Origin of the sequence: Planococcus donghaensis MPA1U2 (assembly GCF_000189395.1) — a bacterium.
Taxonomy (GTDB): domain Bacteria; phylum Bacillota; class Bacilli; order Bacillales_A; family Planococcaceae; genus Planococcus; species Planococcus donghaensis_B.
In genome coordinates, this window is the sequence record NZ_AEPB01000019.1 from 79,707 (window position 1) to 105,172 (window position 25,466).

Genomic DNA, 25,466 nt, shown 5'->3' on the forward strand with positions numbered 1-25,466 from the left:
GGTGAAGCGGCATGGGAGCATCAAATTGGGGAATGATCTGGACAGCGGTTATGCCGTTAGCCGTTATTCTCTATTATTTCTTTAGAAAAAAATACAAAGACCAGCATGTGTCTTCAACCTTGTTCTGGCAAGAACGTATGAGAGAACTGCAAGCTTCTCCTTATTTAAAAAAATTGCAGCATCATCTATTGTTTTATTTACAATTGGCGGCGCTGCTCTTTTGTGTGTTAGCGCTAATTGAACCGTTTAGTGAATCAGAAACCTTAGCAGGCAATGATTTTATATTTGTGGTGGATACGTCAGCAACGATGCTTGCAGGATCTCCTTCTCATTTTGAAAAACAACAACAAGAAATGAAAAATCTAGCTGCACAAGCAGGCGGAAAGCCAGTCACGATCGTCACAACCGGCATCAGTCCGAAAGTGGTCATCCGTAATGAGCAAGATTTAGAAAAAGTCGAAAAAACCATCGATCTATTAACGATCAATTATGAAAGCGCTGAAATTGAGCAAACAATTTTGTTTGCGGATACATTGGCAGTTAATGATTCCACCATTATTCATATATTTACAGACAGCTTAGACCGAGCTGTGCTTGCCAATAAAATTGGTCAAAGCTATCACGTACACGGTTTTACGGAAACGTTACACAATGTCTCAATCCGCCAATTTGGTCTTTCGAAAATGGAGGATGAAACACGTGGAATTGTTCAGTTGGTAAATAATAGCGAAGAAGCTTTATCTGCGACCGTACAATTGACAAGTGATAGTGTGGAAAAAAGAATTGACGTAGAGCTAGCGGCTTCTGAAGAACTGCTTGTGCCGGTTGAAGATTTACCAAATAAACAGCTGTGGCAAGCAACAGTAGAAGTAGCAGATGACTATTCGGCTGACAACACCATGGCAACTTATTTAGCTCCTCCTGGTGATGCAGTCGTAATTGATTCAGCGTTACACGAGTTAATCGCTAGTGGTTTTCGTTCGTTATCTTTAGACGTAACATTGTCAGAGTCGAGCCAATTGCAGCCCGGTTCAGGAGTGCCACTCGTGACAAATCAGCGTAATTTACTTGAAGGACCAACACCGATTTTATTATTTGGTCGCAATGATGAAAACCCCTTTGAAGTAGTAGGGCAAATCGAAACAAAAGCACATCCGCTTTTCACATATGCGTCTTTAGATGAGGTATATGTATCACAACTCTATCCCCCTATTGAAAGCTATGAAACGATTGCGACCATCGATGACCATCCATTTATACAAATTTCTCCCAAAGGCGATATTATCGTGTTGACAGATGCCCAATTGACCGACTGGCCATTATCTCCATCATTTCCATTATTTTTGTGGAGTGCGATGGAAAGTTTATCTGGAGATGCGGAATTTCTCGGGTATTTCCAGCCAAATGAACACCGGTCTGTGTCGTTAGCTTCACAAACAGGAGAATGGGAAATCTTTCGAGAGGGCACGTACAGCCACTCATACATAGAAGGAAGTGGCCCATTTATCGCTCCAGCTGAGCCTGGCATTTATCAAGTGGTGGGTGATGAAAAAGAAATGACGATGATTGTTCAGCTAAGCTCTAAAGAAAAGACGCTTGTAACTGGTTCGACTTACAAAATGGGACAAGCAGAGCTTGTGCAAGATAAGGTTCGTTTTTCTTACGTACCGTTTTTACTCGGAATAATTTTGCTGTTAGTAGTTGTGGAATGGGAGGTGTATCGCCGTGGAATTACAACTCGGTAATCCGATTTGGCTCCTATTGCTGCTTCCTGCCACCCTCTATTTTGGTTGGTTTGCTGTCAAAAATTTTCGTGCGAGCACGAAATTAGTAAAAATTGTTTTTTTACTTAGAGCTACGGCAGTCGCTTTACTAATTTTTGCTTTAGCCACTCCATCGCTATTTAGTCCGGTAAAAGAAGAGCAAGTTATTTTCTTATTGGACCGCTCTGCATCTCTTGAAGGGCTACAAACCGAGATGGCAGCAGCAGTAGAAGATGCATTAAAAGCAAAAAAAGATCATCAATCAGTCGCTGTTTATACGTTTGCAGAAGATTTTCAAAGTCTGTTGCCAATGACCAATAATCCACAAACCTTGCCGGCAGAAGTGAGCGTTAGTCAAAATGGCAACACCAATATCGCTCGTGCGTTGGAACTCGCTTCAAATAGTGGGGATACGAATTTAGCAACTCGACTAGTGATTATAACAGATGGCAATGAAACCCAATCATCTGCAGTTGAAAGTCTAAATCGTTTGCAGTCTGATCGACTCCAAGTAGATATATGGCCAATCGAACAAACTACCAAAAACGATATGGCGATTAGTCGCTTTGAAACACCGGCTCGCGCTTTTTTAGGAGAATCTCAATCTTTTACAATTGCTGTAGACTCGGATAAAGAAGCTAAAGCGAAATTAATTTTTTCCGCAAATAATCGGGATTTGGATATTCAACCAATTGAAGTTCTTGAAGGTCAAAATGTTTATAGTTATTCCTACCCTGCAAATGTTGAAGGCCTTCAAAAATATGAAGTACGTTTAGAAACAGAAGAGGATGCGTATCTTGAAAACAATTCTTTGTATAGCATTACAGAAGTCGCTGGAAACCCAGAAGTTTTAGTTGTGAATGGTGGCGAACCGAGTCCAATTCCAGCATTGTTAGATACCGGAAATTTGCGTGTAACAGAATTGACTTCAACGCAATTGCCGAGTAGTTTATCTGCTATGCTTCGCTATGACTCGATTATTTTTGATAATGTATCTGGAACAGCTATTGGTGAGCAGCAAATGGCAATTATTGAACAAGCAGTAAGGCAGTTTGGTGTTGGCTTTATGATGGTTGGTGGAGATCAAAGTTTTGGTCTGGGTGGTTATTTCAAAACACCGATTGAACGCTTATTGCCTGTAGAAATGGAAGTGAAAGGCAAGCACGAATTGCCTTCACTTGGGTTAATGATTGTTATGGACCGTTCAGGAAGTATGATGGGATTAAAGATGGAGCTAGCGAAAGAAGCCGCTGCAAGATCTGTTGAACTTTTGCGTTCTGATGATACTTTAGGAGTCATCGCTTTTGACGACCAGCCGTGGGAAATACTGCCGACTGGTAAAGTAGATGATCCGAAAAAAGCAGCAGATAAAATTTTAAGTATTACACCAGGTGGGGGCACTGAAATTTATCGATCATTGGAACAAGCCTATACCGAACTTGAGGATTTAGAATTGCAACGAAAACATATTATTTTGTTAACAGATGGTCAATCCTCAACTTCTAATGATTATGACGCGTTGATTGAAAACGGCAAAGACCATAATATTACATTATCGACCGTTTCTATTGGTCAAGATGCAGACCGAAATTTGCTCGAACAACTAGCGGGTACTGGTAGCGGGCGATTTTACGATGTAACAGATGCCACTACGATTCCAGCGATTTTATCAAGAGAAACCATTATGATGTCGCGAACTTATATTGTCGACAAACCGTTTTACCCAATTGTTTATAATAGCAAATGGAATAATTTATTTGCAGAGGGTGTTCCGCAATTAAATACGTATATTGCAACAACCGCAAAAAATACAGCATCCGTTGCTCTTGAAAGTGAAGAGGAAGATCCAATACTTGCAAGTTGGAACTACGGACTAGGCAAAACAATTGCCTATACATCAGGAAGTGGAGCATGGAGTGGAGATTTTCAAAGTTGGTCGAATTGGCCAGACTTTTGGAACCGGAGCGCAGCTGAACTATTGCCGTCATTTGAAGAAATTCCATTTTCGGTCGTCCGAAAAGAACAAGGCATTTATTCGATTGAAGATCCGACAAATAGCTCCGCGATTTTGACCGTGGCTGCAGTTGATGAACAAGGTAACGAAATTCCGCTGCAAACGGAACCTGTAGCTCCAGGAAAAGTAGACGTGAAAATGGATGCACCACCAGGGTTGGTCTTTTTTAGCATTAGTAACGAATCAGGGGCAGCTTATAAAACAGCTCTGACCGTTCCTTATGGCGATGAGTACAAAACTACAGAGGCAAACATGTCTTTAATGACTACGTTGACTGAGCGTACAGGTGGACAGCTCTTAGAAACAGTTGATGAGTCGTTCCGCGAGATGACTTACACAAGTGGCGCCATTCGTTCGATTCAGTTGGTGCTGTTATTTGGTGCAATGCTCTTGTTTTTTATCGACATCACACTCAGACGTTTTGGTTTAACGGTCCCTACATTAAAACAAAAAGCCATAAAAGAAGAGTCCGATTCACCTGGGTCGATTGATCAATTAATAAAAGCAAAAAAGAAAAAATAAAGTTTTTTATTTCAACTAAAAAAGCAGCTCAGATCAATAAGATCTGAGCTGCTTTTTGTTTAATTCTTAACTTCGGCTAGTAGCCAAAAGTTGTTGTTTTTTCATAGACCACAGGTTGGCGATAAAGAAACATGTGATCAAAATCGCGGTTCCTAAAATATAAGGATAACTCATGTCGATATCAAAAAGAATACCGGCGAGAGCAGGTCCTATCATGTTTCCAAGACTCATATAGGCATTGTTCATACCTGCAGCAAAACCTTGTTCATCGCCAGCTAATTTCGAAATCAACGTATTAATTGCAGGACGTAACAACGAAGCCGCTGTGAAAAATACCGCAGATACTAAAAGAATTGCCCAGAAAGAACTAACAAACAAGATACCAATCATCCCAGCAGCAGATATTAAGAGATTAACAAGAATTACTTTCATCTCACCAAAACGCTTGAAGAGTTTGTCGATGACAAAAGTTTGCACCACAACTCCTACAAACCCACCGACTGTGATTAATACGGCAATTTCTTTTGGGGTAAAACCAAATTTTTTATCCGCATACAAAGCGATTGTCGATTGGAAGTTGGATAAACCAAAAGCAAAAATGAACATAACCAACAACATAACAAAGTATGGTGTGTAGGTGGATCGCTTCATTTGTTGCAGAAGATTTTCTGATTTTGTATCAGCTGCTTGAATGGTAGGTGCAACGTTTGGCAACACGGCAAAAGAAATGAATGCTGCAATCAATGCTACAGCAGTCGCAATGTAAAATGGAAACTGAATACTAACTTCAGCTAAAAATCCACCAATACCAGGTCCTATCATAAAACCTAAAGACATTGATGCACCGAGTAGGCCCATGCCTTTACCGCGTTCTTCAAATGTCGTAATATCGGCAACAAATGCCATCATTGGAGGAATTAAAAAAGCAGCTCCCAGTCCACTAAAAAAGCGAGCAACGTAAAGCATCCATAAATGTGTGGCAATGCCGAAAGCCAACTGTGATAATCCGAAGACGATCAATCCAAAGATAATCAGTTTTTTTCGTCCATACTTATCTGAAAGCTGTCCAGAAATAGGAGAGAATAAGAATTGGGCTAAGGCAAAAGTCGCAATCAATGTACCGAGAGCTTGACCAGCTACTCCGAATGTATCTAAGTAGGCAGGCATAATTGGGATGATTAATCCAATACCACTCATCGCAATAAACATATTAAACATGAGCACATAAAGTGCAAATTTATTTGATCGTACGGCCATTAAAAGACCTTCTTTCATAATTATTTCGCCTTGCTAAATATTAGCCTTTAGAATCTACATACTATACCTCAATTTCTACAAAAAAAACAGATAAATGCTCGGGCTATCAATTTTTCATAGTCCTCAGAACTCTCTTTTAATCTCGCATGAAAGAAACCTCAAACCAGGTAAGTTCGAGTCTTCCTTTAGGTGATGAATAGTTTATGTTCATGAGCTATAAGGACGCATCAAAATCAATTTGAAAATTATTTGCGATAAGGGATTGTTATCTATTGCAATTTACTAGGGATTTTTACTATCATAGAGAAAGTGTGAAATTACAATAAGGCGAAAAGAATGATAAGATAGCTATAAATGATTTAGTATATGTTACGAACATGATTTTACTTATGTCATTTAGCAAAATAGCTCTAATTAGGAAGAGGAATTTGAATCTTTCTTAGCTTGCTTAACCATGCAAATTACAAACGATTTCTACAGTTCAACACATATAGAGAATGCATATAAAAGATTTAAACAGCTCGACCAAAACTCTAGGAGTGATAAATGTGAACGGAAAAATGAATTTCTTTCTTGACCCTAAAAACCGTGTTATCCAAAAACCCTCAATCATGAATTACAAGCAGGATCAACAAGGTCTATATCTTGTGGCTAACAAGCGATTCATCAATTGGATGGATGTTCATACGTATTGTCATACTTGCTTAGATGCTCTAACATTTGATGATGAGTTTGATGCAAGTTATTGCGCAAGTTGTAACGAATGGCGAGAAGAACCTTGTACAGACACTAGCTGTGAATATTGTGAAAATCGTCCGAAACGCCCATTAGATCCCCGCCGATAAGCGGGGTTTTTTGTTAGTTTTATATCTTTAAAACAATTTTTCGTAAGATTTTCAAAAAATCACCACGCAAAGATTTAGTATGGGTGAGATATGGTAAAATAAAGCTACTTGAACATTTGGAGGATGAATATGAAAAAGGAATTTGTAGTTATTGGACTTGGCCGTTTTGGCGGAAGTATTGTACGCGAATTGATTGAACAAGATGCCGATGTTATGGCAATTGATAAAGATTCTGAACGAGTAGATGAATTTTCTTCCATCGCAACACAAGCGGTAGTAGCAGATACAACAGACGAATCTGTATTAAAGTCTTTAGGTATTCGGAACTTTGAACACGTGATAGTAGCAATCGGTGAAAATATTCAAGCCAGTATTTTAACAACTTTGATGTTAAAAGAAATTGGAGTGAAAAAAATTACGGTAAAAGCACAAAATGACTACCACGCAAAAGTGTTGAGCAAAATTGGTGCAGATAAAGTAGTTCACCCTGAACGTGATATGGGTATACGAATCGCCCATAATATTTTGTCAAATAACGTACTCGATTATTTAGAGTTGTCTGATGAACACTCGATAATGGAGATTAAAGCAAATCAGAAGCTTGCTGGCTATACCTTGATCGGCCTCGATATTCGGGCGCGTTACGGGATTAACATCGTAGCAATCAAAAGGGGAGATGACATTATTGTTTCTCCGCAGGCAGACATGGAAATCGAACAAGAAGATATTTTAATCATCATCGGTTCGGATGCAGATATTAACCGTTTCGAGAAGAAAATGATGAATTAGTAAAGCCCTGTAGCAGGTAGTCATCTGCTACAGGGTTTTGTATTAAAAAAGGGTGTATGGGGAAAACTCCCCATACACCCTTTACCTGTTTTTTATTAAACTTCCATGATAACTGGCAAAATCATCGGACGACGTTTTGTTTTCTCGTATAAATACGGTCCAAGCACGTCTGATATATCATTTTTCAATTCTGCCCAATCAGTATTTTTACTGTGAATTTTTTTGTTTAGATGGCGATTTAGCATTTGTTGTGCTTCGTAAATCATAGTGCCTGACTCGCGCATGTAGACAAAACCACGAGAAATGATATCAGGACCTGAAACCATTTTATTTTTTTGCATATCAACACTTACTACTACGATAACTAAGCCTTCTTCAGAAAGAACGCGGCGATCACGTAGTACAATATTGCCAATATCACCGATTCCGCTACCGTCGATATAAACATCGCCAGAAGGAATACGCCCTGCAATAGATGCTTCATCTTGACCTAAAGCAAGAACTTCGCCGTTTTCCATAATGAACGTGTTTTCCATTGGAACATCACATTCAACAGCTAATCCTGCATGAGTTTTTAACATGCGGAATTCACCGTGAATTGGCATAAAGTATTTAGGCTTGATCAAACGCAACATCAATTTATTTTCAGGTTCTGAACCGTGACCAGATGTATGGATGTTGTTTAGTGATCCGTGAATAACATCTGCTCCAGCGCGGAATAATAAATTGATTGTGCGGTTAACGCTGCTCGTGTTACCCGGAATCGGAGAAGACGAGAAGACAACCGTATCGTTTGGTTGAATTTGAATTTGACGGTGTGTACCGCTAGCAATTCGTGAAAGAGCTGCCATTGGTTCGCCTTGTGAACCTGTGCAAAGAATTAATACTTCGTTTGCAGGTAAACGGTTTAAGGTTTGAGTATCCACAAATGCATCTTCCGGTGCGTTAATATAGCCTAGCTCACGACCGATTGTCATGGCATTATCCATACTGCGTCCGAAAACAGCAATTTTGCGACCTTGTGCAACTGCTTCATCAGTTACTTGTTGTAGACGATAAATATTAGAAGCGAAAGTAGCGAAAATTAAGCGACCATCAACTTTTCTCATAATGTCCTTAATAGATTCGCCGACTTTACGTTCAGACATTGTAAAATCTGGAACTTCTGCATTCGTACTGTCAGATAGAAGACATAAAACGCCTTCGCTGCCGATTTGAGCCATTTTCAATAAGTTGGCAGGCTCGCCAACCGGCGTGAAATCAAATTTGAAATCGCCTGTGTGAACAATGTTGCCGGGTGGTGTTTTAACAACGACACCAAAAGCATCAGGGATACTGTGCGTAGTACTAAAAAAGCTAACGGCAGTTTTACGGAATTTAATGATATCGTCTTCGCCGATTTCAGTCATTTTCGTTTGACGCAATAAACCGTGTTCTTCTAATTTTTTACGCAATAAGCCTAGCGCTAATTTTCCGCCATAAACGGGAATGTTAATCTTTTTAAGTAAATAGGGAATACCGCCAATGTGATCTTCGTGACCGTGTGTAATAAACAGCCCTTTGATCTTATCAACGTTTTTTACTAAGTACGTGTAATCCGGGATGACGTAATCGATTCCGAGCAAATCGTCTTCCGGAAATTTAATGCCGGCATCAATAAGGATAATTTCATCCTGAAATTGAACACCATACGTATTTTTGCCGATTTCACCCAGTCCGCCGAGTGCAAATACAGCTGTTTGATCATTTTTAACAAATTTCATTGTTATTCGATGCTCTCAACTTCGTAATTTTGGCTCGACTGTTCATACTCTAGATGGTTTCCTTCAAGTAATTGAACAAGTTCAATATTGTAGTTACGGTCTTTTAGGTGGTGTCGGACTTCGCGCTCGGATGCTGCTTCCACATAAAGGCTTTGTGTGTTCTCTCTTACAGGTACTTCGAATCGGTTTTCTTGGTAGTATACTTTAAAAATCATAGTTTGCTCTCCTTTTTCCACGCTCAAATAAATGCACTTCCTTTATATTATCATGACATTAGACTAAAATAAAGAATAGCCCTCCTTATTTATACAGAAGGGCTAAAACGTTTATGCTATTTTCTTTTTATTCATGATGCCATTGAGTTGTCTGAGAAGTTTTCTCTTCAAACGTTTCAACATGGCTAATCACTCCTCAAAGCAATTATAACCCTTTTTCTGATAATTGCAAAGAATCTAGAACTTTGAATTTACAACTAATTACATAAGAATGGAGACTCTACATGCCTAAATTATTATTGCTAGATATTGATGGAACACTACTAGATTCCCACAAGAAACTTCCGGATTATGCAAAAAAAGCATTACAACAAGCCCGTTTAAATGGACATGATTTGGCAATTGCAACTGGCAGAGGACCCTTTATGATTACAAAAATTTTAGAGGAACTCGAGATTGATACTTACATTACGTTTAATGGTCAATACATCTCGCATAAAGGTGAAACGGTTCATAAAGAAGCAATCGATACAGAAATGTTAAAAGAAATTTACGCATATGCAGAAAAACAAAATCATCCAATTGTTTTCATGAATGAAGAAAAAATGATTTCTTCTATTGATTATCATCCTGATATTGATGAAAGCATTCAGACTTTGAAAATTCCACATCCGGAAATGGAAAAAGACTTTCATCTTGATAATGAAATATACCAAGCGCTCGTTTTTTGTGAAAAAGATGAAGAACAGCAATACCATGATACGTTTAAAGAAGTCGATTTTGTGCGTTGGCATCGGGTTTCTTGTGACATCACACCTAAAGGAGGAACAAAGGCCAGTGGGATCAAACATTTGATAAAAGCAACAGGTCATGCCATTGAAGACACGATTGCATTTGGCGATGGTTTGAATGACCTGCTAATGATGGAAGTAGCCGGATTTAGCGTTGCTATGGACAACGGTCACGAAGAAACAAAAAAACGTGCATCATATATAACCGATCACGTAGATAATGACGGTCTTGCTAAAGCCTTCAAACACTTAAAGTTAATATAAGAAAAAAAGAGACTCAGCTTATTCAGCTGAGTCTCTTTCGATTGGAATGGCGTTTTCAATTTCAGCGAACGGATTTTTTGAGTCAATGTGATCAAAGAACATCACGCCGTTCAAGTGATCTAATTCGTGTTGAAATGCAATGGCAGGAAGGCCTTTAAGACGCATTTTGATTTCTTCGCCATTTATATTTAAAGCTTTGATGGTAATGCGTGCATATCTTGGCACGTATCCAGGAACTGCACGGTCAACAGACAAACAACCTTCGCCTGCGGCTAAATAAGTTTTTTCAACAGAGTGGCTAACGATCTTAGGGTTGAACACAACGAGGCTCAGGTTTTCACCTGTGTTGTCATCAAAATGCAAAGCGAAAATTCGTTTTGCCTGATTTACTTGAGGAGCAGCAATTCCAACACCTGGACGTAAATCGTATTTCTCAGCCAATTCATCATCCTGACTATTTACTACATATTCTAAAAGGTCTTCACCCAACTGACGGTCTTCTTCAGAAAGTGGAAATTTCACTTCTTCTGCACGTTCTCTGAGTGTAGGATGACCTTCACGTATAATGTCTTTCATTCGTATCAAGTGGTTTCATCCTTTCAAATGGCTTGCTATGTATATTAGTATAACGTAAATCTGCTGTTTTGAAAAAAGAAAAAGCCGACAGATAGTGTTGTCTTTTACATGGGCACAGACTATAGTTAATTCATGGGAAATAAGGGGTGAATTAGATGAGAAAAACACGTATAGCGCTAAGCTTTTCTGCACTTATTTTGTTAGCGGCTTGCACAGATTCAGGAATTCGCGCAGATTTGGACCAAGTGCTTAATGACACCTTCGATGCTGAAGAAGACTACCGCGAAGTGCAGGACGACTTAGAAAAACGAGAAAAAGCAGAACAAAAATTGTTTGCAGATATTATGGCTTTAACTCAAGAACAACATGATGAAGTTACAGAACAAGCTCAAGAAGCGCTTGATTCGGCAAATGAACGTTTAGAATTTTTAAAAACTGAAAAAGAATCCATGCAGGCAGCTGAAGAAAATTTAGCTGAAATTGATCAAGTAATTGAAGATGCTGAGGATGAGTCAGTGAAATCTGATTTGCAAGCATTAAAAGAAAAAATGCAAGAACGCTTTACAGCACATGCTGGTTTTGTGGAAGCTTATGAAAAACTAATAGGACTTCAGAAAGAATTATATGAAATGCTAAAAGACGAAGAAACTAAATTGCAGATGCTCCAAGAAAAAGCTACAGAAGTGAATGAGCAAAATAATTTGGTGCAACAAGCTGTTACAGAATTTAATGAGTTAACGCAACAGGTTAATGAATTAAAGGATAACACGTTAGAAAAATTAGCTGAAAGCGAGGAATGAGCAGCCTATGTGGCTGCTTTTTCTGTGCTATAAAAGATGTGTAAGTAGACAACTGTATTATAATACAGGGGTGAAAATAGACTGATACAGTTATAAAAGCCAGAATTTTCTTTGTATTAATATCGTACGAAAATGTCAGGTCCTCTATGATTGACCGAGTTATTATCGTAACGTATACTGAATAGGAATGCGAAATTGTATCATAAATTGTATGAAATTATTTTAATACAGATAAAAAGGAGAGTTGCTTTTATGGCTGCGAAAAAATCACAGCAGTTCGATCCAGTAGAAACGCTTAATGCAATCGAAGAAAAGTTTGAAATGGTTCAGATTTTGAACGAAGAAGGCGAAATCGTTAATAAAGAGGCAGACCCGAAACTTTCAGATGAAGAACTGACAGAATTGATGAATCGTATGGTTTACACACGTATTCTTGATCAACGTTCAATTTCTTTAAACCGTCAAGGACGTCTTGGTTTTTATGCTCCTACGGCGGGACAAGAAGCTTCTCAATTGGCATCTCATTTTGCATTGACAAAAGAAGACTTTATTTTGCCAGGTTACCGTGATGTTCCACAATTGATTTGGCACGGCTGGCCACTTCACCAAGCATTCTTGTTCTCTCGTGGACATTTCATGGGGAACCAAATGCCTGAAGGATTGAATATTTTACCGCCACAAATCATCATTGGTGCACAAATTATTCAAGCAGCAGGAGTTGCGCTTGGTATGCAAAAACGTAAAAAAGAATCTGTTGCAGTTACTTATACAGGCGATGGCGGTTCATCACAAGGCGATTTCTACGAAGGACTTAACTTTGCAGGCGCATTCCGTGCACCGGCTATTTTCATTGTGCAAAATAACCAGTACGCGATTTCAACGCCTCGTGAACTTCAAACTTCAGCGAAAACAATTGCTCAAAAAGCAGTTGCAGCCGGAATCCCAGGCGTACTTGTAGATGGAATGGATCCACTAGCAGTATACGCTGTAACACGCGATGCTCGTGAGCGCGCGGTTAAAGGCGATGGACCAACATTAATCGAAACACTTTGCTATCGTTATGGACCACATACAATGGCTGGAGATGACCCAACTCGCTACCGTACTTCTGATATCGACAGCGAATGGGAAAAGAAAGATCCACTTGTTCGTTTCCGTAAATACCTGGAAGCAAAAGGCATTTGGGATGAAGCAAAAGAAAATGAAGTAATCGATAAAGCTAAAGAAGAAATTAAAGCAGCAATTAAAAAAGCTGACGGCGCTCCAAAACAAAAAGTATCAGATCTATTAGAGCTTATGTACGAAGAAGTGCCGTTTAATGTTCAGGAACAATTGGATATTTATAAAGCAAAGGAGTCGAAGTAAGCCATGGCACAATTAACAATGATCCAAGCAATTACCGACGCTCTGAAAACAGAGATGAAGAACGATGAAAACGTTCTTGTTTTCGGTGAAGATGTAGGAAATAACGGCGGTGTATTCCGTGCAACTGAAGGTCTACAAAAAGAATTCGGTGAAGACCGCGTCTTTGATACACCTTTAGCTGAGTCAGGTATTGGCGGTTTGGCCATTGGTTTGGCTTTGCAAGGATACCGTCCAGTTCCAGAAATTCAGTTTTTCGGATTTGTTTTTGAAGTAATGGATTCTATTAGCGGCCAAATGGCACGTATGCGTTACCGCAGTGGCGGAAGTTTAACTTCTCCTGTGACAATCCGTTCGCCATTTGGCGGCGGTGTTCATACACCTGAAATGCATGCAGATTCTCTAGAAGGATTAATGGCTGCTCAGCCAGGATTAAAAGTAGTTATTCCTTCTACGCCATACGATGCTAAAGGCTTATTGATTTCATCAATTCGCGATAACGATCCTGTTATTTTCCTAGAGCACATGAAACTATACCGTTCATTCCGTCAAGAAGTACCTGAAGAAGAATACACAATTCCATTAGGTAAAGCTGATGTAAAACGTGAAGGTAAAGATTTAACAATCATTGCTTACGGTGCGATGGTACAAGAAAGCATTAAAGCAGCAGAACAACTTGAAAAAGAAAACTATTCGGTTGAAGTGGTCGATCTTCGTACGATCCAACCGCTTGATATTGAAACAATTATTGCTTCAGTTGAAAAAACTGGTCGCGCAATAGTCGTTCAAGAAGCTCAAAAACAAGCTGGAATTGCAGCGAGCGTGGTAGCTGAAATTACAGATCGTGCAATCCTTAGCTTAGAAGCACCTGTTCTTCGTGTGACGGCACCAGACTCAATCTTCCCGTTCTCGCAAGCAGAAGAAGTTTGGTTACCGAATTCGAAGGATATACTAGAAACAGCGAAAAAAGTACTGACGTTTTAATTAGACAGAACTGAAAGGGTGATATGCATGGCTTTTGAATTTCGTTTGCCGGATATCGGAGAAGGTATCCATGAAGGTGAAATCGTAAAATGGTTCGTAAAAGCAGGAGATACAATTGAAGAAGACGATATCCTTGTCGAAGTGCAAAATGATAAGGCAGTAGTCGAGATTCCTTCACCAGTTTCAGGAACAGTTGAAGAAGTATTGGTAGAAGAAGGAACAGTTGCGGTAGTAGGCGATGTACTAGTTCGCATTGATGCACCAGATGCTGAAGAAATGAGTTTTAAAGGCGGTCACAGCGACAAGAAAGAAGCTGAGCCTGAAGAAAAAGAAGAAACTGAAGAACAAGTCCAATCAGGTACAGCTGAATCAGGCCAAGATGTAGATAAAGCACCTGTTAAAGAAGAAACAAAAGAAGAGACGGGTGCTGGAGAACAGTCACAGTCTCAAGAAACAAAAGAATCTGATCCAAATGCTCGAGTTATTTCAATGCCATCCGTTCGCAAATTTGCGCGCGACAATGATGTTGATATTAAACAAGTAACTGGTTCTGGCAATAATGGTCGTGTTTTAAAAGAAGACGTAGAAGCCTTTATGAATGGTGATCAAAAAGCACCTGCATCTGAAGCTCCTGAAGCGTCACAAGAAACAACAGAAGAAAGCACTGAAAAAGCAGCGGCGCCAAAAGCGGCAGCAGCTCCTGAAGGTGAATTCCCTGAAACGCGTGAGAAAATGTCTGGTATTCGTAAAGCAATTGCGAAAGCAATGGTTCATTCGAAACACACAGCTCCTCACGTAACGTTAATGGATGAAGTGGATGTTACTGAACTTGTTGCACATCGCAAAAAATTCAAAGACATTGCTGCAGAAAAAGAAATCAAATTGACATACTTACCGTATGTAGTAAAAGCATTAGTAAGTACGTTGCGTGAATTCCCAGCTTTAAACACATCATTTGATGATGAAACAAGCGAAGTGATTCAAAAACATTATTTCAATATCGGTATTGCTGCAGATACAGAAAAAGGGTTGATGGTTCCTGTTATTAAAAATGCAGACCGTAAATCAGTATTCGCAATTTCTGATGAAATTAATGGCTTAGCTACAAAAGCGCGCGATGGTAAATTATCAGCTGCTGAAATGAAAGGCGCATCATGCTCGATCACAAATATCGGTTCTGCCGGTGGACAATGGTTTACACCAGTTATCAACCACCCAGAAGTAGCGATTCTTGGAATTGGACGTATTGCGGAAAAACCTGTAATTAAAAATGGTGAAATTGTAGCTGCACCTGTGTTAGCATTGTCATTGAGCTTTGATCACAGAATGATCGATGGCGCAACAGCGCAGCACGCATTAAATCATATTAAACGTTTATTAAGTGAACCTGAATTACTATTAATGGAGGCGTAAAACTTATGGTAGTAGGAGATTTCCCAATCGAAACAGACACGCTCGTAATTGGCTCTGGCCCTGGCGGTTATGTTGCAGCTATTCGTGCAGCACAAACTGGCCAAAAAGTAACAATCGTTGAAAAAGAATATATTGGTGGCGTTTGTTTAAACGTTGGCTGTATCCCTTCTAAAGCAATGATTTCTGTTGGACACCGTTTTGAAGAAGCTCAACACTCAGATGATATGGGTATTGTAGCTAAAGAAGTTTCAATCAACTTTGAAAAAGCACAAGCTTTTAAAGATGGCGTAGTTAAGAAATTAACAGGCGGCGTTGAATCTCTTCTTAAAGGGAACAAAGTTGAAATTTTACGCGGTGAAGCTTATTTCGTAGACGAAAACACAGTTCGTATTATGGATGAAGATTCAGCACAAACGTACAAATTCAAAAACGCAATTATTGCTACAGGATCTCGTCCTGTTGAAATCCCAAGTTTCAAATTCACTGACCGTGTTATCAATTCTACGGGAGCATTAGCTCTTAAAGAAATCCCAGGCAAACTGATTGTTATTGGTGGGGGCTATATCGGTACTGAGCTTGGAACTGCTTACGCTAACCTTGGATCTGAAGTAACAATCCTTGAAGGCGCACCAGACATCCTTGCTGGATTTGAAAAACAAATGACATCAATTGTTAAAAAAGGATTGAAGAAAAAAGGCGTTGAAGTTATCACAAAAGCATCTGCTAAAGGTGTAGAAGAAACTGATTCTGGCGTTACAGTAACATACGAAGCAGGCGGAGAAGAAAAAACGCTTGAAGCAGATTATGTTCTTGTAACAGTTGGCCGTCGTCCAAACACAGATGAAATGGGTCTTGAAGAATTGAACTTAAACATGTCTGACCGTGGCTTGATCGAAGTTGATAAGCAATGCCGTACAAATATCCCGAATATCTATGCAATTGGTGATGTTGTAGCAGGGTTGCAATTGGCTCATAAAGCTTCATACGAAGGCAAAATTGCTGCAGAAGCAATCGCTGGCGAAAAATCAGAAGTTGATTATTTAGCAATTCCAGCGGTTTGCTTTACAGATCCTGAACTTGCAAGCGTCGGTTTAACTGAAGAGCAAGCAAAAACTGAAGGATTTGAAGTAACAGCTGCTAAGTTCCCATTCGGAGCTAACGGCCGTGCACTTGCACTAAACGCTTCTGAAGGATTTGTGAAACTTGTTTCACGTAAATCTGACGGCTTGCTATTAGGTGGACAAATTGTTGGAGCTGGCGCATCAGATATGATCGCTGAGCTCGGACTTGCAATCGAAGCAGGCATGACTGTGGAAGATATTGCAATGACAATCCACGCTCACCCAACACTTGCTGAAATTACGATGGAAGCTGCAGAAGTAGCTCTTGGAACGCCAATTCACATCATTAAGTAACTAATAGAGAAGCCGCAATCTGCGGCTTCTTTTTTTTGGAATAAATTGAGTTCTCATGGTAAGATTTGTTTATTGAAGGGGTGTTTTGAAATGATACATAAAAAATGGATAGCAATTGCAGCAATGTCTCTGTTACTAACAGCTTGTGGAGAAGAAACAAATACATCCTCGGGCGGAGAGGCAAAAACAGAGGGGGTAGAAGAAAATACAGAAACAAAAGTGCAAGGTGAAAAAGAAGAAGAAATAGAAGAAGAAGCAAAAGATGTTGAAGAAGTAGAAGAAGAAGAAGTAGAAGAGCAGGTCACGGAAACTCAATATAAAGTCAATACAGCAAATTGGTCTGTGCAGCCTATAGCAGATGCAGATGAGAAAGTAGTGCTCGTGACAATTGATGATGCCCCAGACAAGCATTCAATAGAAATGGCAGAAACTTTGAAAAACCAAGGGGTTCCAGCTATATTTTTTGTAAATGGTCATTTTTTAGCAACTGATGAAAAAAAACAACAACTAAAAAAAATACATGAAATGGGTTTTACAATTGGGAATCACACATACAGCCATCAAGATTTAAAAGGGTTAACTGAGCAACAACAACAAGAAGAAATTTTGAAAGTAAGTGATATGATAGAAGAAATTACAGGTGAAAAACCCAAGTTTTTCCGTGCACCATTCGGTTCTAATACAGATTTTAGTAAGCAGTTAGTGGCAGATGAAAAAATGGTATTGATGAACTGGACATACGGTTATGATTGGGAAAAACAATATCAAAATGCAGAAACTTTAACAGATATTATGGTCAATACAGAGTATTTAAATAATGGAGCTAATTTACTGATGCACGATCGTGACTGGACGGTTGAAGCATTGCCAGGAATTCTTCAAGGGTTAGAAGATAAAGGTTATGGCTTTGTAGATCCAAAAGAAATTAAAGGAATGTAAAAAACGATCCACAGAAAAATTCTGTGGATCGTTTTTAATATAAAGTATAGCGTTTTGCTGGTCGAACCTAACCAAGGACTTTCACTTTTCATGGCTAGCTTCAGCAGCCAGATTCTCGGGACATAAGCCACTCTGGCTGTGTAGCTGAAAACACGCCACTTCGCCAGTGCGTCTTATGCCTGTCGAATCTACATGGCGCTTCCGCTTTTCATGTCTAGTTGCAAGTGCCTAACTCCTCGGGACATAATACAACCCAGCTGCGTGGCAAAGAACGCCACACTGCCGGGTTGACTTATGCCTGTCGGAGCTAATCAGGCACTTTCACTTTTCGTTGTCTAGCTTCAGCGCTCAGCTCTTTGGGTCATAAGCCAAACCGACTATGTGGCAAAGAACGCCACTTCGCCGGTCTGTCTTATGCCCGGCAGAGCTATATGAGCGCTTGCGCTTTTCTTATCTACCTAATAGCTTGTTGTTCTTTTATTACGCGTAGCATTTGTAGGGTGTCGTCTTCTGGTCCTTGTACGGGCAAACCAGCAGCTACGTTCATGTGAATATAATTAATATTTTCTTCCGTGATAATTTCTCCAGGAATGAAAATAGGAATACCTGGCGGATAAACCATAATAAATTCTGCAGAAATGCGTCCCACAGCGTCATTGATCGAAATGACTTCAGTCGTTGCATAAAAAGCATCTCGTGGCGTCATCGCAAGTCTAGGTATGTCTGGAATCATGACAACAGGTTCTACCACTGCAGCGTCGCTATCTAATGTTTCGCTCATGCGCTGAAGAGCGTTGATCAGCAGATTTACTTCTTTACGGCTGTCGCCAAGTGTAACCAAACAAAGAATGTTATATAAATCGGAAAGCTCGATTTCAATATTAGCGTTTTCTCTTAGCCATTCTTCGGCTTGATGCCCAGTAATGCCCAAGTTTTTAACGCTTATTAATAGTTTTGTCGGATCCATATCAAAAGTGGCCGACGAATGTAACACTTCTTTCCCTACACAATACAAATGAGGAATTTTGTTAATGCGTTTGCGCGCATCCTGAGCTAATCGAATAGTGCGGTCAATCAAATCATATCCATGGACCGCTAATTGACGACGTGCTGTGTCAAGAGAAGCCAAAATTGGATAAGAAGTTGAAGTTGTGGTTAACATCGATAATGTAGACTGTACACGTTTTGGTGACACGAGACCTTCGCGTACGTTTAATACAGAACTTTGTGTCATAGACCCACCTAGTTTATGAACAGAAGTTGCTGCCATGTCTGCACCTGCTGCCATAGCTGAAACAGGTAAAGACTTGTGAAAATGAATATGAACGCCGTGTGCTTCGTCAACTAAAACTGGGACATTGCGTTCGTGCGCAATATCAACAATTCGTTTTAAATCAGCGGCTACGCCGAAATAAGTAGGATTAATAACCAATACGGCTTTAGCATCCGGATATTCAACTAATGCTTTTTCTACCGCTTCTGCTGAAATTCCGTGTGAAATTCCAAGTTCCGTATCTACTTCTGGATGAATAAAAATCGGAATAGCTCCAGCAAAAACAATCGCAGACATAATCGATTTATGAACGTTTCTTGGTACTAAAATTTTGTCGTTTGGCCCTACAACGCTAAGAATCATAGTCATGATGGCACCACTTGTACCTTGTACAGAGAAAAATGTATGATCTGCTCCAAAAGCTTTGGCAGCCAGTTCTTGTGCTTCTTTAATAGCGCCTTTTGGAGAGTGTAAATCGTCCAAAGGTGCAATATTGATCAAATCAATGGAAAGAATATTATCGCCGACAAATTCCCGAAATGCGGGATCGACGCCTTGTCCTTTTTTATGACCAGGAATATGGAATTGGATCGGGTGCCGATTTCGATGCTTTAAAAGTGCATCAAATAACGGAGTTTCTAATTGAGACAATGATAAGCCCACCTCACTAAATAAAATGAAAACAAAAAGAATTATAGCATGATGTACCCTACTATAGTATAAATAAAAGGATTTTCCAATATGGAAGCGAATACATTTGATATAGAGAGAAAAGGAGTGAGTGAATGGAGTTCAAAACAAAAGTAACTGAGCTACTTGGAATCCGTTATCCGATTATCCAAGGCGGCTTAGCTTATTTAGCTTATGCAGAATTAGCAGCAGCAGTTTCAAATGCAGGTGGCCTTGGGCAAATTACAGCGATGAGTCTTTCAACGCCAGAAGAGTTGAGAGTTGAAATTCAAAAAGTGAGAAAGTTAACAGACAAACCTTTTGGCGTTAATTTTGCGATTGGTGAACACGGTCGTGCATTTTCACATATGCTCGATGTAGCAATTGAAGAAAAAGTGCCAGTCGTTTCCATGACTGGTGGGAATCCAACTCCGATATTTGAACAATTAAAAGGAACGAACATTAAAAAATTAGTTCTCGTCGCTGCTAGAAGACAAGCTGAAAAAGCAGAAAGTCTCGGTGCTGATGCGGTAATGGTTGTCGGACAAGAAGGTGGCGGACATCTAGGGCGTAATGACATTGGTACCATGGTGCTGATTCCACAAGTAGTAGATGCCGTGAAGATTCCTGTTATTGCTTCAGGTGGAATTGGAGATGGACGAGGCTGGATGGCAGCGCACGCTTTAGGTGCGGAAGGAATTGAAATGGGTACACGCTTTATTGCTACAAAAGAATGTGTTCATGCATCTAATGCCTACAAACAACAATTGATCGATAGCACAGAAAATGATACCGTCATTATTAAACGCAGTATAGGTGCGCCAGCAAGAACTTTGCAAAATAGCTGGACGGACAAGATTTTAGAGATTGAAAGTCAAACACCGACCTATGAAGCTTTAAAAGAATATATTAGTGGTGAAGCCAATAAACGTTTCATCTATAATGGAGATAAAGACCAAGGTTTTGGCTGGGCTGGACAAGTAACTGGATTGATCAAAGATGTGCCTACAGTTCAGGAACTTATTGAAAGCATGGTCAAGCAAGCGGAAGAAATTCGTGAAAAATGGTCAATCACTAGATGAAAAGAGGGATGAAAGATGGATTATTCTTATCCATTTTCGATTGAATGGACAACGGAAGAAATTATTGATGTTGTCAGTTTTTTTGAAGCAATTGAACTGGCCTACGAAAATGGCATCAATAGACAAGAGTTGTTAACGCGGTACCGTAAATTCAAGCAGGTAGTTCCTGCAATATCAGAAGAGAAAACTTATTTCCGTGAGTTTGAAGAAGAAAGTGGCTACGCTAGTTTTCCAGTGATTAAAGAGATGAAAGCAGGAAGCGATGACCAAAAAATCAAATTGAAAAAGAAGTAAGAAAAAAAGAACCTGTAGCCTTAACGGCTAACAGGTTCTTTTGTGGATTGAAGCAATGTCTGATAAACAGGAAGCAAAGCTTCGAAAGTTTCTTCAACAAACTGATAGAACTGCTCTTTTGTAAAAAATGCAGCCTGGTCTTTAGTTAAATGGCGTCCAATAACAAATTCGCCTTTTTTCACATCACGCAAACGAATAAGCACTTTCTCAAGGCCTTCATCACCTAATTCGTTTAAAGCAGCGGATTGCGGTTTCATATGATCACCAGAAACAACAAATTCACCAGACAAACTTTTTAGAACGTCTGAATGCAATAAATTTTCAGCCATGGCTGTTTTATTGGGTGCTTCGTAAATAACAGCTAGTATTACAAATACATGACTTTCCCACATGCCAATTTGGAAATGAGGAACCGCTTTATATCCTCTTTTATATGGAGCAAAAGCTACCCAGCTATCATTAGGTGGATTTACCGTTCTGCGCATATGTTTAGCGACGTGTGGAAAAAACTCGTCTCCTGTTTTTCCAGAGAAAAACGATGAAAAATCAGTACCAAGTTCCGCGAATTTAGGGCGAATACGGTCAGTTAATGCAGACATTCGTGCTTCTAATCCTGGAGTGTTGAAAACATCAAAATCTTGTTCAGTCCAATAAGGCTTCAAAAAAAATCCTCCCTTAATTTAAGTAATCAGGTTTCATTTTAACGAAGTTTGGGAAAAAAGAATATAAATACGTTCCTGCCAATGGATTTTGTAAGAAAAAAGTGGTATTATTAAGTTGTAACAAAAATAGTCAGAATTTTCGGAGTTTGGTAAGAAAGGGGTGCTCATTATGAAACAGATGGTTCAGATAATCCGGAAAGCGGATGTAGAGAAGGAATATATTCATGTGCTTAAATTGGAACTAGACTATGAACTTGCTTCACTGTTCGATGCAATGCAGCAAAAAGATGAACATCAAATGACAAAAAGCAAGCAGCGGCTCCATGAAATTCACGTTGAACTGGAGGCCCTCCATGCGCTCTAATCCATCTATACAGTAAAGGCATCTGCTAGAGTAAGACAGCAGATGCCTTTTTCGTTATACTAAAACTAATAAGGAGGCGTTTATAAATGGATTTACACGCTATGGATAGATACATAAAATCACTCATTAAAGAAGCAGGGCATCGAATTCGTAATTCTTTTTTAACGGATATTACGATTGAATCAAAATCGAATGCCAATGATTTGGTAACCAATATGGATAAAGAAATTGAACAATTTTTTATAGAACGGATTCGCAGAGATTTCTCAGGGCATCGAATTTTCGGAGAAGAAGGCTTCGGAGATGACATCCAAAACACGAAAGGAATTATTTGGTTGCTTGATCCAATTGATGGCACGATGAATTTTGTGCATCAAAAACGCAACTTTGCAATATCTCTAGGAATATATGAAGACGGGATCGGTAAACTTGGTTATATATATGATGTTGTAAATGATGATTTGTATCATGGAGTAAAAGACGGAGGAGCATATTACAACAATGAAAAGCTAAGACCGCTTATGGAAACGGATATATCCGAATCCATCGTGGCGATGAATGCGACATGGTCAATCCCAAATCGTTATTTAGATCACGAAGCTATCATTCAATTGATCCGCGATGTCCGTGGTACGCGCTCTTATGGTTCGGCAGCACTTGAACTTGCTTATGTAGCGTCTGGGCGTTTCGATGCTTATATTTCAATGAGGTTATCGCCGTGGGATATTGCAGGTGGTATGGTCATTGCCAAAGAAGTAGGTGCGATAACGACAAACTTTAAAGGGGACCCAGCAAATCTTTTAAAACAAGACACTTTTATAGCGGCTAATCCTGCAATTCATCAAGAACTGTTAGATAAATATATAAAATTCAAGTAAAAAAAGATGCGGAATTCCGCATCTTTTTTATAATTATAGTAATCCGGCTTCCCGCATTTCTTTTTTCTTTTTGAAACCCAAGCCCATGACGAAAACAAGCATCAAGATCGCTGCAAATATGCCTAGTACGCTGCGTAAGCCAATAGCCAAGCCTATTAAGACCATTGCTACGATTGCTGCCAAGGAATACAAAACAAAGATCCATTTTATGTTTTTTATTAGATTTATCACTGGATTTTCCTCCTGTAGCTTACCGCCTGAAATAAAATCTTAGGGTTTTACACCTATATGTGCTATACTAGCACAGTTATAGGCACGAAAAAAGAATATTGGAGTGAAAATATGACTAACTTACGTAACGACTTAAGAAACATTGCAATTATTGCCCACGTTGACCATGGTAAAACAACTTTGGTGGATCAACTTCTACAACAATCCGGAATTTTCCGTTCAAACGAACACGTCGAAGAACGCGCTATGGATTCTAATGATATAGAGAGAGAACGTGGAATTACGATTCTTGCGAAAAACACAGCTATTCAATACAAAGACGCAAAAATCAACATTTTAGATACTCCTGGCCACGCCGATTTCGGTGGAGAAGTTGAACGTATCATGAAAATGGTTGATGGTGTTCTATTAGTAGTTGACGCTTATGAAGGCTGTATGCCACAAACACGTTTTGTTTTGAAAAAAGCTCTTGAGCAAAACTTAAAACCAATCGTTGTTGTTAACAAAATTGACCGTGACTTTGCACGCCCTGAAGAAGTGGTTGACGAAGTCATCGAATTGTTTATCGAGCTAGAAGCAAACGACGAGCAATTGGAATTCCCGGTTATCTTTGCATCAGGTATGAATGGTACAGCAAGTCTTTCTCCAGATCCATCTGATCAGGAAGAAAACATGCAAGTTATTTATGATGCAATCATGGAACACGTTCCAGCGCCAATCGATAACAGAGATGAGCCACTTCAATTCCAGGTAGCTCTTCTTGATTACAGTGACTATGTTGGACGTATCGGTATTGGCCGCGTATTCCGCGGAACAATTGAAGTTGGACAATCAGTTTCATTGATGAAGCTTGATGGTTCGTATAAAAACTTCCGTGTTACGAAAATTCATGGTTTCATGGGTCTTAAACGAGTGGAAATCCAAAAAGCAGAAGCTGGCGATTTGATCGCTATTTCTGGTATGGAAGACATCAACGTAGGAGAAACGGTTTGTCCTGCAGATCACCGCGAAGCATTGCCGATCTTACGCATTGATGAGCCAACTCTACAGATGACATTCTTAGTTAACAACAGCCCATTTGCAGGTAAAGAAGGTAAATGGATTACTTCTAGAAAAATTCAAGAACGTTTAGATGCTCAATTGCAAACAGACGTATCATTGCGCGTAGAAAACACAGATTCGCCAGATGCTTGGGTAGTTTCTGGACGCGGAGAATTGCATTTGTCGATTTTAATCGAGAACATGCGCCGTGAAGGATTCGAGCTTCAAGTATCAAAACCTGAAGTTATTGTACGTATGGTTGACGGAGTTCGCTGCGAGCCAGTAGAACGCGTTCAAGTAGACGTACCTGAAGAATACACAGGTAACATCATTGAGTCACTAGGTGAACGTAAAGGCGAAATGTTGGATATGATTAACAACGGTAGCGGACAAGTCCGTATGGTGTTTAACGTACCAGCTCGTGGATTGATCGGTTACACAACTGAATTCTTGACACAAACTCGTGGATACGGAATCATCAACCACACATTCGATAGCTACCAGCCAGTTGCTTCTGGTCGTGTTGGTGGACGTCGTCAAGGCGTATTAGTATCTATGGAGCGCGGTAAAGTTTCGACTTACGGCTTAATGGGTATCGAAGACCGCGGAACTGCATTTGTTGAAGTTGGCGCTGAAATTTACGAAGGTATGATCGTCGGCGAACATAACCGCGATAGCGATTTAACAGTTAACATCGTAAAAATCAAAGCTGCAACAAACATCCGTTCAGCTAACAAAGACCAAACAACGACGATGAAAAAAGCGCGTTTGATGAGTCTTGAAGAAGCACTTGAATACTTGAATGATGATGAGTATTGTGAAATCACACCACAAACGATTCGTTTACGTAAAAAAATTCTTGATAAAAACGAACGTGAGCGTATGGCTAAGAAAAAGAAAGTTGCCATCGAAGAATAAGTGAATAGGAAGGATGTATAATACGTGGACGAACAAGCTTTTGTCTATGACAGTATGTATCCGGTAGCCCGAATTTTATATCAAAGTTTGCCGAGTTTTGAAATGGCAGGATACGCATTATTTGCGGTAATTTTCCTGCTTTCGGCTTTTGTGTATAAGTTAGGGTTTGCTAAAAAGTTATCACTTGGAAAAAATGCAGCAATTGGTCTATTTTTAGCAATTGGTGGTTTAGGGTTGACGTTTCTAGCCTTTTTCTTACCGGTTGTTGAAGGGCTGGTTATTGCAGCGCTTATATTGATTCTTTATAAAGTTCGCTTATGGCGCGAAAAACGCAAAAAACGC

24 protein-coding genes are annotated in these 25,466 nt (G+C 39.6%); 17 read left to right on the forward strand and 7 right to left on the reverse strand.

What is annotated here, in order from left to right; genetic code table 11:
- Positions 1-11: 11 nt before the first annotated feature.
- The gene (locus GPDM_RS05675) at positions 12-1,745 is read left to right on the forward strand and encodes a vWA domain-containing protein (RefSeq protein WP_008429840.1); all 1,734 of its coding nucleotides are present in this window, start codon (positions 12-14) and stop codon (positions 1,743-1,745) included.
- Positions 1,726-4,299: a VWA domain-containing protein gene (locus GPDM_RS05680; protein WP_008429841.1), complete on the forward strand. Its 2,574-nt coding sequence runs from the start codon at positions 1,726-1,728 to the stop codon at positions 4,297-4,299. The genes GPDM_RS05675 and GPDM_RS05680 overlap by 20 nt, the downstream gene beginning before the upstream one ends.
- 66 nt (positions 4,300-4,365) lie before the next feature.
- Here GPDM_RS05680 and GPDM_RS05685 read toward each other — a convergent pair whose 3' ends face one another.
- The gene (locus tag GPDM_RS05685; protein ID WP_039862944.1) at positions 4,366-5,556 is read right to left on the reverse strand and encodes an MFS transporter; all 1,191 of its coding nucleotides are present in this window, start codon (positions 5,554-5,556) and stop codon (positions 4,366-4,368) included.
- 548 nt (positions 5,557-6,104) lie between these two features.
- Between GPDM_RS05685 and GPDM_RS05690 the strand changes: the two genes are divergently transcribed.
- Both GPDM_RS05690 and GPDM_RS05695 read left to right on the forward strand, forming a co-directional pair.
- Entirely contained in the window at positions 6,105-6,401 is a 297-nt protein-coding gene (locus tag GPDM_RS05690) for a hypothetical protein (protein WP_008429846.1), read from the forward strand.
- Between the two features lie 129 nt (positions 6,402-6,530).
- A complete protein-coding gene (locus tag GPDM_RS05695) occupies positions 6,531-7,190 on the forward strand; it encodes a potassium channel family protein (protein ID WP_008429848.1) in 660 nt (219 codons plus the stop codon).
- A 95-nt stretch (positions 7,191-7,285) separates the two neighbouring features.
- Here the strand turns inward: GPDM_RS05695 and rnjA are convergent, their stop codons facing one another.
- Both rnjA and GPDM_RS05705 read right to left on the reverse strand, forming a co-directional pair.
- Positions 7,286-8,953: a ribonuclease J1 gene (gene rnjA, locus GPDM_RS05700; protein ID WP_008429850.1), complete on the reverse strand. Its 1,668-nt coding sequence runs from the start codon at positions 8,951-8,953 to the stop codon at positions 7,286-7,288.
- A gap of 2 nt (positions 8,954-8,955) precedes the next feature.
- Positions 8,956-9,168 carry a DNA-dependent RNA polymerase subunit epsilon gene (locus tag GPDM_RS05705; RefSeq protein ID WP_008429852.1) on the reverse strand — a complete coding sequence of 71 codons (213 nt, stop codon included), beginning with the start codon at positions 9,166-9,168 and terminating at the stop codon, positions 8,956-8,958.
- Between the two features lie 284 nt (positions 9,169-9,452).
- Between GPDM_RS05705 and GPDM_RS05710 the strand changes: the two genes are divergently transcribed.
- A complete protein-coding gene (locus tag GPDM_RS05710) occupies positions 9,453-10,223 on the forward strand; it encodes a Cof-type HAD-IIB family hydrolase (protein ID WP_008429854.1) in 771 nt (256 codons plus the stop codon).
- 18 nt (positions 10,224-10,241) lie between these two features.
- On the opposite strand, the gene def is transcribed toward GPDM_RS05710, so the two are convergent.
- The gene (gene def, locus GPDM_RS05715; RefSeq protein WP_008429856.1) at positions 10,242-10,808 is read right to left on the reverse strand and encodes a peptide deformylase; all 567 of its coding nucleotides are present in this window, start codon (positions 10,806-10,808) and stop codon (positions 10,242-10,244) included.
- Between the two features lie 146 nt (positions 10,809-10,954).
- On the opposite strand from def, the gene GPDM_RS05720 reads away from it, so the two are divergent.
- The 6 genes from GPDM_RS05720 (at position 10,955) to GPDM_RS05745 (ending at position 17,712) form a co-directional block, all read left to right on the forward strand.
- The gene (locus GPDM_RS05720; RefSeq protein WP_008429857.1) at positions 10,955-11,599 is read left to right on the forward strand and encodes a YkyA family protein; all 645 of its coding nucleotides are present in this window, start codon (positions 10,955-10,957) and stop codon (positions 11,597-11,599) included.
- Between the two features lie 252 nt (positions 11,600-11,851).
- Entirely contained in the window at positions 11,852-12,964 is a 1,113-nt protein-coding gene (gene pdhA / locus GPDM_RS05725; protein ID WP_008429860.1) for a pyruvate dehydrogenase (acetyl-transferring) E1 component subunit alpha, read from the forward strand.
- 3 nt (positions 12,965-12,967) lie between these two features.
- Complete coding sequence (locus GPDM_RS05730) at positions 12,968-13,945, forward strand: alpha-ketoacid dehydrogenase subunit beta (protein ID WP_008429861.1); 978 nt, start codon at positions 12,968-12,970, stop codon at positions 13,943-13,945.
- A 27-nt stretch (positions 13,946-13,972) separates the two neighbouring features.
- Positions 13,973-15,358, forward strand: coding sequence for a dihydrolipoamide acetyltransferase family protein (locus GPDM_RS05735; RefSeq protein ID WP_008429863.1), 1,386 nt, complete (start codon positions 13,973-13,975; stop codon positions 15,356-15,358).
- Positions 15,359-15,363: 5 nt separating this feature from the next.
- On the forward strand, positions 15,364-16,773 hold the full coding sequence (gene lpdA / locus GPDM_RS05740) for a dihydrolipoyl dehydrogenase (RefSeq protein ID WP_008429865.1): 1,410 nt from the start codon (positions 15,364-15,366) through the stop codon (positions 16,771-16,773).
- A gap of 90 nt (positions 16,774-16,863) precedes the next feature.
- Positions 16,864-17,712, forward strand: coding sequence for a polysaccharide deacetylase family protein (locus tag GPDM_RS05745; protein ID WP_008429866.1), 849 nt, complete (start codon positions 16,864-16,866; stop codon positions 17,710-17,712).
- A 454-nt stretch (positions 17,713-18,166) separates the two neighbouring features.
- Here GPDM_RS05745 and GPDM_RS05750 read toward each other — a convergent pair whose 3' ends face one another.
- Positions 18,167-19,636 (reverse strand): aminotransferase class I/II-fold pyridoxal phosphate-dependent enzyme, encoded by a 1,470-nt coding sequence (locus GPDM_RS05750; RefSeq protein WP_008429868.1) that lies wholly within the window; start codon positions 19,634-19,636, stop codon positions 18,167-18,169.
- A 134-nt stretch (positions 19,637-19,770) separates the two neighbouring features.
- On the opposite strand from GPDM_RS05750, the gene GPDM_RS05755 reads away from it, so the two are divergent.
- Both GPDM_RS05755 and GPDM_RS05760 read left to right on the forward strand, forming a co-directional pair.
- On the forward strand, positions 19,771-20,736 hold the full coding sequence (locus GPDM_RS05755; protein WP_008429870.1) for an NAD(P)H-dependent flavin oxidoreductase: 966 nt from the start codon (positions 19,771-19,773) through the stop codon (positions 20,734-20,736).
- 15 nt (positions 20,737-20,751) lie between these two features.
- Complete coding sequence (locus GPDM_RS05760; protein ID WP_008429872.1) at positions 20,752-21,030, forward strand: UPF0223 family protein; 279 nt, start codon at positions 20,752-20,754, stop codon at positions 21,028-21,030.
- A gap of 20 nt (positions 21,031-21,050) precedes the next feature.
- Here GPDM_RS05760 and GPDM_RS05765 read toward each other — a convergent pair whose 3' ends face one another.
- Positions 21,051-21,692, reverse strand: a complete 642-nt coding sequence (locus tag GPDM_RS05765; RefSeq protein ID WP_008429873.1) for a YktB family protein — start codon at positions 21,690-21,692, stop codon at positions 21,051-21,053.
- Between the two features lie 169 nt (positions 21,693-21,861).
- On the opposite strand from GPDM_RS05765, the gene GPDM_RS05770 reads away from it, so the two are divergent.
- Positions 21,862-22,056: a hypothetical protein gene (locus GPDM_RS05770; protein ID WP_008429874.1), complete on the forward strand. Its 195-nt coding sequence runs from the start codon at positions 21,862-21,864 to the stop codon at positions 22,054-22,056.
- An 86-nt stretch (positions 22,057-22,142) separates the two neighbouring features.
- Positions 22,143-22,934 carry an inositol monophosphatase family protein gene (locus GPDM_RS05775; protein WP_008429875.1) on the forward strand — a complete coding sequence of 264 codons (792 nt, stop codon included), beginning with the start codon at positions 22,143-22,145 and terminating at the stop codon, positions 22,932-22,934.
- A gap of 33 nt (positions 22,935-22,967) precedes the next feature.
- On the opposite strand, the gene GPDM_RS05780 is transcribed toward GPDM_RS05775, so the two are convergent.
- A complete protein-coding gene (locus tag GPDM_RS05780; RefSeq protein ID WP_008429876.1) occupies positions 22,968-23,165 on the reverse strand; it encodes a YlaF family protein in 198 nt (65 codons plus the stop codon).
- 111 nt (positions 23,166-23,276) lie between these two features.
- Here GPDM_RS05780 and typA point away from each other — a divergent pair, with 111 nt between their 5' ends.
- Positions 23,277-25,124 carry a translational GTPase TypA gene (typA, locus tag GPDM_RS05785; protein ID WP_008429877.1) on the forward strand — a complete coding sequence of 616 codons (1,848 nt, stop codon included), beginning with the start codon at positions 23,277-23,279 and terminating at the stop codon, positions 25,122-25,124.
- A 24-nt stretch (positions 25,125-25,148) separates the two neighbouring features.
- Positions 25,149-25,466: YlaH-like family protein (locus GPDM_RS05790; protein WP_008429878.1), on the forward strand; the 318-nt coding region annotated here is incomplete at its 3' end.

Bases quoted from the DNA above. Each gene is read 5' to 3' on its own strand.
- lpdA (WP_008429865.1), top strand. From the start codon at position 15,364: ATGGTAGTAGGAGATTTCCCAATCGAAACAGACACGCTCGTAATTGGC.
- rnjA (WP_008429850.1), bottom strand. From the start codon at position 8,953: ATGAAATTTGTTAAAAATGATCAAACAGCTGTATTTGCACTCGGCGGA.
- GPDM_RS05695 (WP_008429848.1), top strand. From the start codon at position 6,531: ATGAAAAAGGAATTTGTAGTTATTGGACTTGGCCGTTTTGGCGGAAGT.
- typA (WP_008429877.1), top strand. From the start codon at position 23,277: ATGACTAACTTACGTAACGACTTAAGAAACATTGCAATTATTGCCCAC.
- GPDM_RS05730 (WP_008429861.1), top strand. From the start codon at position 12,968: ATGGCACAATTAACAATGATCCAAGCAATTACCGACGCTCTGAAAACA.
- GPDM_RS05685 (WP_039862944.1), bottom strand. From the start codon at position 5,556: ATGGCCGTACGATCAAATAAATTTGCACTTTATGTGCTCATGTTTAAT.
- GPDM_RS05705 (WP_008429852.1), bottom strand. From the start codon at position 9,168: ATGATTTTTAAAGTATACTACCAAGAAAACCGATTCGAAGTACCTGTA.
- GPDM_RS05745 (WP_008429866.1), top strand. From the start codon at position 16,864: ATGATACATAAAAAATGGATAGCAATTGCAGCAATGTCTCTGTTACTA.
- GPDM_RS05720 (WP_008429857.1), top strand. From the start codon at position 10,955: ATGAGAAAAACACGTATAGCGCTAAGCTTTTCTGCACTTATTTTGTTA.
- GPDM_RS05675 (WP_008429840.1), top strand. From the start codon at position 12: ATGGGAGCATCAAATTGGGGAATGATCTGGACAGCGGTTATGCCGTTA.
- GPDM_RS05760 (WP_008429872.1), top strand. From the start codon at position 20,752: ATGGATTATTCTTATCCATTTTCGATTGAATGGACAACGGAAGAAATT.
- pdhA (WP_008429860.1), top strand. From the start codon at position 11,852: ATGGCTGCGAAAAAATCACAGCAGTTCGATCCAGTAGAAACGCTTAAT.
- GPDM_RS05710 (WP_008429854.1), top strand. From the start codon at position 9,453: ATGCCTAAATTATTATTGCTAGATATTGATGGAACACTACTAGATTCC.
- GPDM_RS05755 (WP_008429870.1), top strand. From the start codon at position 19,771: ATGGAGTTCAAAACAAAAGTAACTGAGCTACTTGGAATCCGTTATCCG.
- GPDM_RS05775 (WP_008429875.1), top strand. From the start codon at position 22,143: ATGGATTTACACGCTATGGATAGATACATAAAATCACTCATTAAAGAA.
- GPDM_RS05770 (WP_008429874.1), top strand. From the start codon at position 21,862: ATGAAACAGATGGTTCAGATAATCCGGAAAGCGGATGTAGAGAAGGAA.
- GPDM_RS05735 (WP_008429863.1), top strand. From the start codon at position 13,973: ATGGCTTTTGAATTTCGTTTGCCGGATATCGGAGAAGGTATCCATGAA.